This window comes from Nocardia carnea, assembly GCF_029869215.1.
In the GTDB taxonomy this organism is placed as follows: Bacteria; Actinomycetota; Actinomycetes; order Mycobacteriales; family Mycobacteriaceae; genus Nocardia; species Nocardia carnea_B.
In genome coordinates, this window is sequence record NZ_JARWPM010000182.1 from 1 (window position 1) to 9,318 (window position 9,318).

Annotated in this window: 8 protein-coding genes; all 8 read right to left on the reverse strand. The window is 69.7% G+C overall.

The features are described from left to right. Positions 1–203: 203 nt before the first annotated feature. Positions 204–1,184, reverse strand: coding sequence for a lipase family alpha/beta hydrolase (locus QH276_RS12340; protein WP_280399874.1), 981 nt, complete (start codon positions 1,182–1,184; stop codon positions 204–206). A gap of 340 nt (positions 1,185–1,524) precedes the next feature. Further along, complete coding sequence (locus QH276_RS12345; RefSeq protein WP_280399875.1) at positions 1,525–2,670, reverse strand: acyl-CoA dehydrogenase family protein; 1,146 nt, start codon at positions 2,668–2,670, stop codon at positions 1,525–1,527. 175 nt (positions 2,671–2,845) lie between these two features. Beyond that, positions 2,846–3,844 (reverse strand): lysophospholipid acyltransferase family protein, encoded by a 999-nt coding sequence (locus QH276_RS12350; protein WP_280406734.1) that lies wholly within the window; start codon positions 3,842–3,844, stop codon positions 2,846–2,848. 123 nt (positions 3,845–3,967) lie between these two features. Continuing rightward, positions 3,968–5,533 (reverse strand): GTPase HflX, encoded by a 1,566-nt coding sequence (hflX, locus tag QH276_RS12355; protein WP_280399864.1) that lies wholly within the window; start codon positions 5,531–5,533, stop codon positions 3,968–3,970. Between the two features lie 95 nt (positions 5,534–5,628). After that, a complete protein-coding gene (gene dapF, locus QH276_RS12360) occupies positions 5,629–6,507 on the reverse strand; it encodes a diaminopimelate epimerase (RefSeq protein WP_280399873.1) in 879 nt (292 codons plus the stop codon). Between the two features lie 70 nt (positions 6,508–6,577). Next, the gene (locus QH276_RS12365; RefSeq protein ID WP_280399865.1) at positions 6,578–7,414 is read right to left on the reverse strand and encodes a TrmH family RNA methyltransferase; all 837 of its coding nucleotides are present in this window, start codon (positions 7,412–7,414) and stop codon (positions 6,578–6,580) included. Continuing rightward, positions 7,411–8,391, reverse strand: coding sequence for a tRNA (adenosine(37)-N6)-dimethylallyltransferase MiaA (miaA, locus tag QH276_RS12370; RefSeq protein WP_280399866.1), 981 nt, complete (start codon positions 8,389–8,391; stop codon positions 7,411–7,413). Before miaA ends, QH276_RS12365 begins: the two co-directional genes overlap by 4 nt. Next, positions 8,388–9,188, reverse strand: coding sequence for a hypothetical protein (locus QH276_RS12375; RefSeq protein WP_280399867.1), 801 nt, complete (start codon positions 9,186–9,188; stop codon positions 8,388–8,390). The genes miaA and QH276_RS12375 overlap by 4 nt, the downstream gene beginning before the upstream one ends. Between the last annotated feature and the right edge of the window lie 130 nt (positions 9,189–9,318).

A 9,318-nucleotide genomic window follows, 5' to 3' on the forward strand; every position in this document is an offset into this window, starting at 1 on the left:
CGCCGACGCGGGAACGGCCCGGCACGATGCCGGAAAGCTCGCCGCCGCACTGGATCAACTGATCCGCGATCCCCGGCCGGCGGTGCCGGGGTTTCGAGTCGAGGGACGGCACATGGGTCAGGATGTGCGGTCCGGGTTGGGCCCCCCCCCCGGGGGGGCCTGTGGGGGTCCCTACGGCCCCCCCGCGTGCGTCCGGATCGGCTTCAGCTGTTGCGGGGACGCCCCGCGCAATCGATCGCGGCCTCCGCCGCCGGATCCAGGGCGGCGAGCACATACTGCGCGACCACAGGATCGGACGCGGCGGTGAAATGCTCGAACAGCGCGTCCGGACAGTGGTCCTGCACCACGATATTGGTGATGTTCGCGGCCGCGGGGCCCATTCCGCTGGTGTAGGGAACGACCAGTTCGTCGTAACGGGTCATGAGGAAGGTGTAGGCCACGTTCTCCGGGAAACCTGCGGACGCAAGCTCGCCCATCAGGTCCGAACCGCGCAACAGGTCGTTTCCGCCCGGCGTGGAGCCGAGGGTCAGCGCGGCTCGCTCGACCAGGTCGGCGACGCCCAGCTGCTCGGCGATATCGGTCATGGTGGCCGCGCCCAGCACATCGGTTCCCTGGTTCAGCGGGGCGATGTTCACCGACCGCGCGACCCGGGCCGCGCCGCCGAGCACCGCGGTGTAGTAACGCGCGACCACGGTACCCATCGAATGGCCCACCAGCTGCACCCGTTCGGCGCCCGTGGCCTCGAGCACCCGCTCCACGAAGGGCGCCACATCCCGTCGCGCGGAGACCCGGACCTCCGTGCCGCCCGGTGTTCCAGGGTCCGCCGCCGCGCCGAGCCCGTAGGTAAGGGAGAACACGCAGTACCCGTTGTTCACGAGTAAGGGCGCGAGGGTCTGCCAGTTACCTGCCTGGCTCGCGGTGTACCCGTGTAGCAGGACAACAGGTTCCGGGCGGTGGGCCCGGGGCCGGCAATTCCAGTCGTTCGCGCCGGGCGGGGCGGAAACCAGATCGCTGTAGTGCGTGACGGCCGCGCGGGTGGCCTCCGCACCGAACGGTACCGGCAGCACCGGATCCGCCTGGGCGGCACCGGGTACGGCGAGTAGGCCGGCGAACGCGCACGCGGCGGCCGACCGGCCGATACGTGCGAGCCGGGATGAGTGACGAGAGCGGATGCCGACGATCACGGTGCTCTTCTCCTGGTGGGCCGAACGAAAGCACCTGTCTAGCACGCACCCGCAGGGCATCGGGCGCCGTTCGTCAAATTTGGTACAGAGAGCACAAATGCACCAAATACCCCTTGTCGGATACGGCCACATCCTGTGTGAACCGGCTCGCGCCGCGGTACCGACAAGCGCGATAGAGCCGTCTCCCAAGGGCTTCCGGCAGCCGGCCGCATGCACCGGCAACTCGCGCCCGAGCACTCACGAACGCGAGCCGGCCCGGCAGTTCCGTCGGAAGCTACCGGGCCGGGCAACGGCGGCTCGGCCGGGCGAGTGGATCACCGGACCGGCAGAAGCCCGCCGATCAGGAGAGCTTCAGGCTGCGCCCGATGATTTCCTTCATGATCTCGGTGGTGCCGCCGTAGATCGTCTGCACCCGCGCGTCCAGATACGCCTGGGCGATCGGGTATTCGCGCATATAGCCGTAGCCGCCGTGCAACTGCAGGCAGCGGTCGATCAGTTCGACCTGTTCCTCGGTGCTCCACCATTTGGCCATGGCCGCGTCCTCGACCGTCAGAGTGCCCGCGTTCAGTTCCGTGATGCAGCGGTCGACCAGCACCCGTACCGCGGTGGTTTTGGTGGCCAGTTCGGCGAGCACGAAACGGGTGTTCTGCAGCGCGCCGATCGGCTTACCGAACGCCTTGCGATCCCGCACGTACTGGCAGGTCATATCCAGGCAGGCTTCCATCGCCGCGGCCGCCATAACGGCGATCGACAGCCGCTCCTGCGGCAGGTTCTGCATCAGGTGGATGAAGCCCATCCCCTCCTGGCCGAGCAGGTTGGCGGCGGGCACCCGGACATCGGTGAAGCTGAGTTCGGCGGTGTCCTGCGCCTTCAGGCCGAGCTTGTCGAGGTTGCGGCCGCGTTCGAAGCCGGGCATACCGCGCTCGACCACCAGCAGGCTGAAGCCCATCGCGCCCTTGTCGGGGTCGGTCTGGGCGACCACGATGACGATATCGGAGTTGATGCCGTTGGTGATGAAGGTTTTGGCGCCGTTGAGCACCCAGTCGTCACCGTCGCGCACCGCGCGGGTCTTGATGCCCTGCAGGTCCGAGCCCGTACCCGGTTCGGTCATGGCGATGGCGGTGATGAGTTCGCCGGAACAGAATTTCGGCAGCCAGCGTTTCTTCTGCTCCTCGTTGGCCAGCTCCAGCAGATAGGGCGCGATGACATCGTTGTGCAGCGAGAAGCCGAGACCGGAGTACTGCCCGCGCACCGTCTCCTCGGTGATGATCGAGTTGTAGCGGAAGTCCTTCACGCCACCGCCGCCGTATTCCTCCGGCATCGCCATGCCGAGGAAACCCTGTTTACCGGCCTCGAGCCAGACCGAACGGTCGACGACACCCTGTTCCGCCCACTGGTCGTGGAACGGCGCCACATGCGTCTCGAGAAACTTGCGGTACGACTCCCGGAACAGGTCGTGCTCGGGTTCGAACAGTGTGCGCTCCACACCTACCTCCTAGTGAACACTCCGACGGGGCCGCACCGGCCCGTCGCTGTGATCCACCGTACCCGGAGTGTGAACCGTTGTTTACTTCACTCCCTGAATTCGCTGGTGCACCTGTTCCGCGTCCGATCACCACACCGCCGGGCCATTCACAGGGCGGCGGGGTGAGAGCGTCGGCTCAGACCGGGAGCAGCTCGCGCAACCGGCCGGTGAGGGTCCGGCCGCGGTCGCGGTCGCGTTCGGCGAGCAGGAAGGTCAGTTCCTCACGGACCGCCTTCTGCACCACGAGGGAGAGTTGCTCCGCGGCCTCGTCCAGATCGTGTGCCTCGCGCCACGGCTCCGGATCGATCGGGGTGCCGACGGAGAAATAGAACCGCTCGGGCCGTGGGATCGCGGTGAGCCCGACCCCGCGCACCAGCGGCGGGGTGAGCTCGGTATGGATACCGAACGCCTCGACCAGCCGGCGCAACGGGCGCAGCAGCAGATCGTCCTTGTCGGCGATGATGTCGTAGGCATCGTCGATACCGATCATCGCCACCGGCAGGATCGGCGCCCCGCATTCGATCGCCATCCGCGCGAAACCGGTGCGACCCTCCCAGCGCAGCGCGTACTTCTCGCCCTTACGGCGGATGGCCTCACGCCCGCCGCCGGGGAACACGATCACCGTCTCCCCCTGTTCGAGCAGGGTCCGGCAGTTCTCCCGGGTGCCGCGCACCGACCCGTAGTGGTGCAGCACATGCCGCACACCCGGAACCCGGATGAGCACGTTCTCGGCCAGCCCGCGGATCAGCCGGCCGCGGCGGCGCAGCACCTCCGGGAGCAGCAGCGGTGCGTCGATGATGCCGAGCAGGTTGTGGTTGGAGACCAGCAACGCCGGCCCGGACTCGGGGATATTCGACAAACCGAAGAACTGCGGGTCGCTCCACATCCGCAGCGGCGACAGCAGCGCCTCCAGCACCCGGAGATCGGCGGCGCTCAACTCGACCGACAGCGGCGCACCGTCACTCAGCCGCGGTGCTACCGAATCGTCGCGGTGCCGGCCCCCGGCGGCGGGGCCGGCCCCCCGGGTTACCCAGAAAACCCCCACCGACAGCGCCGCACCGACACTCCGCCGGGGTGCTACCGAAGCGGCGGGGTGCGGGCCCCGGGGGGGGGGCGGCCCGCCCGTGTATCCCATGAATCCCTCCTGAAGTCGATTGATATTGATTGTGAATCGACATCAGCGGAAATCACACCCGGATATGCGAAGTCCCACACTTTCACCGCGGGCGCCGGTGGCGCCGATGCCCGCGGGTACCCGTCACGCCTCGACGGCTCCCGCGTGGGCATAGCCGGACAGCGCGGCGGCCAGCGCCCGCGGCACCTTCGCCTGCACCCGGGTGCCCTGCTCGGTGTGCTCGGACTGCACGATCCGGCCGTCGGCATGGATGCGGGCCAGCAGATCGCCGCGGTTGTACGGCAGCAGCACACTCACTTCCACATCCAGGCCGCCGAGTACCTCGCCGAGCCGGACACGCAACCGGTCGATACCGAGATCCTTGTGCACGGAGACGAATTCGGCCTGGGGCAGCATCGCGCGCAACCGGGTCAGCTCCACCGGATCGATCTCGTCGATCTTGTTCACCACGAGTAGTTCCGGCGGCGCCGGATGCCCGGACTCCCGCACCACCTCGGTGACGACCTCACGCACCGCCTTGATCTGCTCCATCGGCAGTGCGTCGGCACCGTCCACCACATGCAGCAGTAGATCAGCGCCGGTGACCTCCTCCAGGGTGGACCGGAACGCCTCCACCAACTGGGTGGGCAGATGCCGGACGAACCCGACGGTATCGGTGAACACCACCTCGCGGCCGTCCTCGAGCTGCGCCCGGCGGGTGGTCGGATCGAGGGTGGCGAACAGTGCGTCCTGCACCAGCACACCGGACCCGGTCAGCGCGTTCATCAGACTCGATTTACCGGCGTTGGTATAGCCCACGATCGCGACCGCCGGCACCCCGCTGGAGGTGCGGCGCGCGCGTTTGGTGTCGCGGGCCGTTTTCATCTCGCGGATCTCGCGGCGCAGTTTTGCCATCCGTTCGCGGATCCGGCGACGATCGGTTTCGATCTTGGTCTCACCGGGGCCGCGCAGACCCACGCCGCCGTTGCTGCCGGCCCGGCCGCCCGCCTGCCGTGACATGGATTCGCCCCAGCCGCGCAGCCGGGGCAGCATGTACTCCATCTGGGCCAGCGCGACCTGCGCCTTACCCTCGCGCGAGGTGGCGTGCTGGGCGAAGATATCGAGGATCAACGCGGTCCGGTCGACCACCTTGACCTTCACGACCTTCTCCAGGGCGGTGAGCTGCGCGGGTGTGAGTTCACCGTCGCAGATCACGGTATCCGCGCCACTCGACAACACCACCGCGCGCAGTTCGTCGGCCTTACCCGAGCCGATGTAGGTGGCCGGGTCCGGCCGGTCGCGACGCTGGATGAGTGCTTCGAGGACCTCGGAACCCGCGGTTTCGGCGAGCCGGGCCAGTTCGGCCATACTCGCTTCCGCGCTCGTGGCGCTGCCCTCGGTCCAGACACCGACCAGCACCACGCGTTCCAGGCGTAGCTGCCGGTACTCGACCTCGGTGATATCGGTGAGCTCGGTGGACAGACCCGCGACCCGCCGCAGGGCGCTGCGTTCGTCGAGCTGGAGTTCACCGGTGGTGGGGTCGGCCGTCCAGGCGCCCCGGCGACCGGGCACGACGGCATCGTCGCCGCGTTCCGCGCCGCTGATATCGGTAGCGTCGGCGCTCTCGCCTCGATCGTCGTGATCGAAGGAGTCCGCGTCGAACGCTTCAGGGGACCATCCGCTGGTCCCGGACGTGTCATTTCTTCTCATACACCATCCATGCTGCCACTGATGCGCTGGTCGGCGCATATGAATTTCCGGCCCGCGGCTTGTTCACCGGGCAGGGGTACCGTCCCGGCGCCCCGTTACGCGTGCCACCACTGCGCGGCCAGCTCACCGGTGGCAACCAATTCCGAGGGGCCGCGCAGCCAGGCCGCGCCCGCGACCAGCCCGACCCGGACCTGTCCGCCGGGCACCCGGACGGTGACTTCACCGGTCCCGCCGGCCAGGTCGAAACCGTCGGCGGCCAGTGCCGCGGCGGCCGCGGCCACCGTGCCGGTACCGCAGGAACGGGTCTCCCCGACGCCGCGTTCGTAGACCCGCATATCGACTCCGCCCCCGGCGTCGAGGCCGGTCAGGATCTCGATATTGACCCCGCGCGGGAACATGTCCGGGTCGTATCCCGGCGGCACCGTCAGATCCAGCTTCGCCAGGGATTCGGCGGTCAAGGTGTTGTCGGCGCACGCCAGATGCGGATTGCCGACATCGATACCCAGCCCGGTGTAACCCCAGCCCGCCAGCGTCGCCGCCGACTCCCCCAGCACCTGCACCGGGCCCATATCGACCGTCACCTCGCCGTGCACCGGCCCGGCGGAATGCACCACGACCGGGCGCGCCCCGGCCCGGCTGCCCACCACGAAACGCTCGTCCGCGGCCAGCCCGCGCGACACCAGGTAGTGAGCGAAAACCCGGACCCCGTTACCGCACATCTCGGCGACCGAACCGTCGGCATTGCGGTAGTCCATGAACCAATCGTCCGGTCCGACTCCCGCGGGCAGCTCCGTCAGCACGCCGGCCTGCCGCAGCGCACCCGCGCGCGCGACCCGCAGCACCCCATCGGCGCCGAGCCCGCGCCGCCGGTCACACAGCGCCGCGACCCGCTCGGGGGTCAGGTCCAACCGCACACCGGGATCCGGGAGGACCACGAAATCGTTCTGCGTGCCGTGGCCCTTGGTGAATTCCACGGCCGCCGCATCGCTGGTGGTCACGTCGTCGCCCTTGTGCACGTCGGTCGCTTCTCCTCGTCCTGAACTCTCACCTGGCAAACGTCCGGCGCTGCCGGGAAATTTCGTACAGTGCCACCGCCGCGGCCGACGGCGCACCCAGCGAGCTGGCGCTGCCGCCCATCGGAATGGACACCGTATCGTCGCAGGCCGCCGACCATGCGGCACTCATCCCGCTGGTCTCGTTGCCCAGGACCAGGATCGTGGCGTCCCGCAGGTCGTGATCGAACACCGCGCGGGCACCGCGCTCGTCGGTGCCGACGATACGAGTCGGAATACCCCGACCGGCCTGGCGGTCCCGGAAATCGAGTACCTCCGCGGGCCCGGCCACCCGGAACACCGGCATCGAGAACAGCGAACCCGTCGACGCCCGGACGCACCGGGGGTCGTACTGGTCGGCTCCGTGCCCGCTCACCACCACCGCGGAAACACCGAAGGCATCGGCGGATCGGATGAGGGTACCGAGATTGCCCGGCGAGTTGGGCCGGTCGAACACCACGACCACCGGTGCGTCCCCGGGGTCCCCGGCCTCGTAGGCGCCCAGGTCGGCCGGGATCTGCTCGGCGACCGCGACCAGTTCGGGCGCACCCCCGCTCTTCTCCCCCAGCTCGGCCATCAACTCCGGGGCCAGCCCGACGGCGGGCACCCGGCACCGATCCAGCGTCTCGCGCGCCCAGGTGGACAGGGCCGGATCGTCGCCGAGCCGGTACAGCACGGTCTCCAGCGGCCAGTCGTGGGCCAGCGCCTGGGTGATCGGCCGGACACCGTGCACGAGGAACCGGCCGTCGCGCGTGCGTTTGGTGCGATTGTCGAGGTAGGCGGTCCACACCTGGACAGCGGCATTGCGGCTGTGGATCTGCCGGGTCACGAGTGGGTGGGCTCCTTCGCTGCGGAATCGGGTATGCCGGACGATGCCGTCGGATCGAGTACCGCAGAGTCTGCCAGCAGTGACAGTGCCAGCTCGGTGGCGGCCGGGTTCGCGGCGTCCACCCAGTGCACCCGGTGGTCTCGGCGGAACCAGGAACGCTGGCGGCGCACGTAGCGGCGGGTGCCGATGAAGGTGCGCTCCCGTGCTTCCGCGAGATCGTATTCCCCGTCCAGGAACGCCAGCACCTGGGCGTATCCGATGGCGCGGCGCGCGGTCTGCCCCTCCCGCAGGCCGCGCTCCACCAGCCCGCGCACCTCGTCGACCAGCCCGGTCTCGAACATCGAGTCGGTGCGCTGCGCGATCCGCGCGTCGAGTTCGGCGGTATCGCGGTCCACGCCGAGGATCCGGGTGCCCCACCGGGGCTCACCCACCGCGGGTGCGGATGCCGCGAACGGCCGCCCCGTGAGCTCCACGACCTCCAGTGCCCGCACCATCCGGCGTCCGTCGGTCGGCAGGATCGTGGCCGCGGCGGCCGGGTCGGCGTGGCGCAACGCCTCGTGCACCGCCGCCACGCCTTGCTCGGCCAGCAGGGCTTCCCATTTGGCCCGCACTTGTGGATCGGTCGCGGGGAACTCCCACTGGTCCAGCAAGGCCTGGACATACATCATCGATCCGCCCACGATGACCGGGAGCCGCCTGCGCGCCATGATCGCCTCGACATCGGCGGCCGCCGCGGCCTGGTACGCGGCCACCGTCGCGGTCTCGGTGACGTCGAGAACGTCGAGTTGGTGGTGGGGGATCCCGCGCCGCTGCTCCGGCGGCAGTTTCGCGGTCCCGATATCCATACCCCGGTACAGCTGCATGGCGTCGATATTGACGATCTCGCCGTCCAGCCGGGTGGACAGCTCGAGTGCCAGATCGGATTTCCCGGTGGCGGTCGGACCGACCACCGCGACCGGGCGGCGGGCCCCGCTCACCGGCCCTGCCCGCCCGGCCGCCACGATCCGGCGTAGTACCCGACTCCGAACGGCGCGTCCCGGTACCGTTCGACGACCACCGGCGGCACCGGGTCGGCGGCGAAGAGACCGGCCAGCGCTTGATACGCGACCCGGCCGGACACCATCAATTCGGCGCACACCCCGGCGTCCATTTCCAGCAGGGCGGCCCGGTCACCCGCGGACAGCGCCCGATCCAGCTCGTCCTGCACGCCCCGCGCGCGGGGATCGAGGTAGCCCGGTGCGGCCGTCGACAACGTCGCGGCACCGTCGGCGACGACCAGCACCCCCTGCGGCTCGTCCACGGCATCCAGTTCGGCCCGCAATTTCGCCCCCGCCTCGGCACAGCGCGCCGCGGAGCTGCCGGTGGCCAGGATCTGTGCCCGGACCGTCACCGACGGCGCCACCGCGCCGCGCAACCAGCCCGCGATGAGCACCGCCAGCGGTAGGTCAGGATCGGGGCCCCCGGCCGCCGCGGGCACCCCGCCGAGCGAAACCGTCACCTCCGGCCCGAAACCGCGGAAGGTACCCACGGTGCCGGTGTCGTACTGCCCCTCGGCGGCAGCCACGCCGAGCACGGTCCACTGCGACGCCGCCTCGGCCAGCGCCGCCCCGGTCTCCAGGACAGCGGTCCGCAGCGCCGCCACCGCCGATTCGGACCGGTCGGCCGCACCGGATGGGGCGGCCGTAGCGGTCTCCGCACCGGCCGGCACCGCGCCGCCGCACAATTCGGGAACCAGCACGGGCGGCGAAGGGATCAGGGCCGCGAGACAGAACACGACGTCAACCGTAACCCGGCCGCTCATCGCGGGGCGCAGATCGGTCCCGCACAGCACGATCCCCGCACTGTGTACTAGTACAGACCGCCACGCCGTGCGGCGACCGACGCCATACGGGGTGCCGAGCGCA

Bases quoted from the DNA above. Each gene is read 5' to 3' on its own strand.
- QH276_RS12350 (WP_280406734.1), bottom strand. From the start codon at position 3,844: ATGGGATACACGGGCGGGCCGCCCCCCCCCCGGGGCCCGCACCCCGCC.
- hflX (WP_280399864.1), bottom strand. From the start codon at position 5,533: ATGAGAAGAAATGACACGTCCGGGACCAGCGGATGGTCCCCTGAAGCG.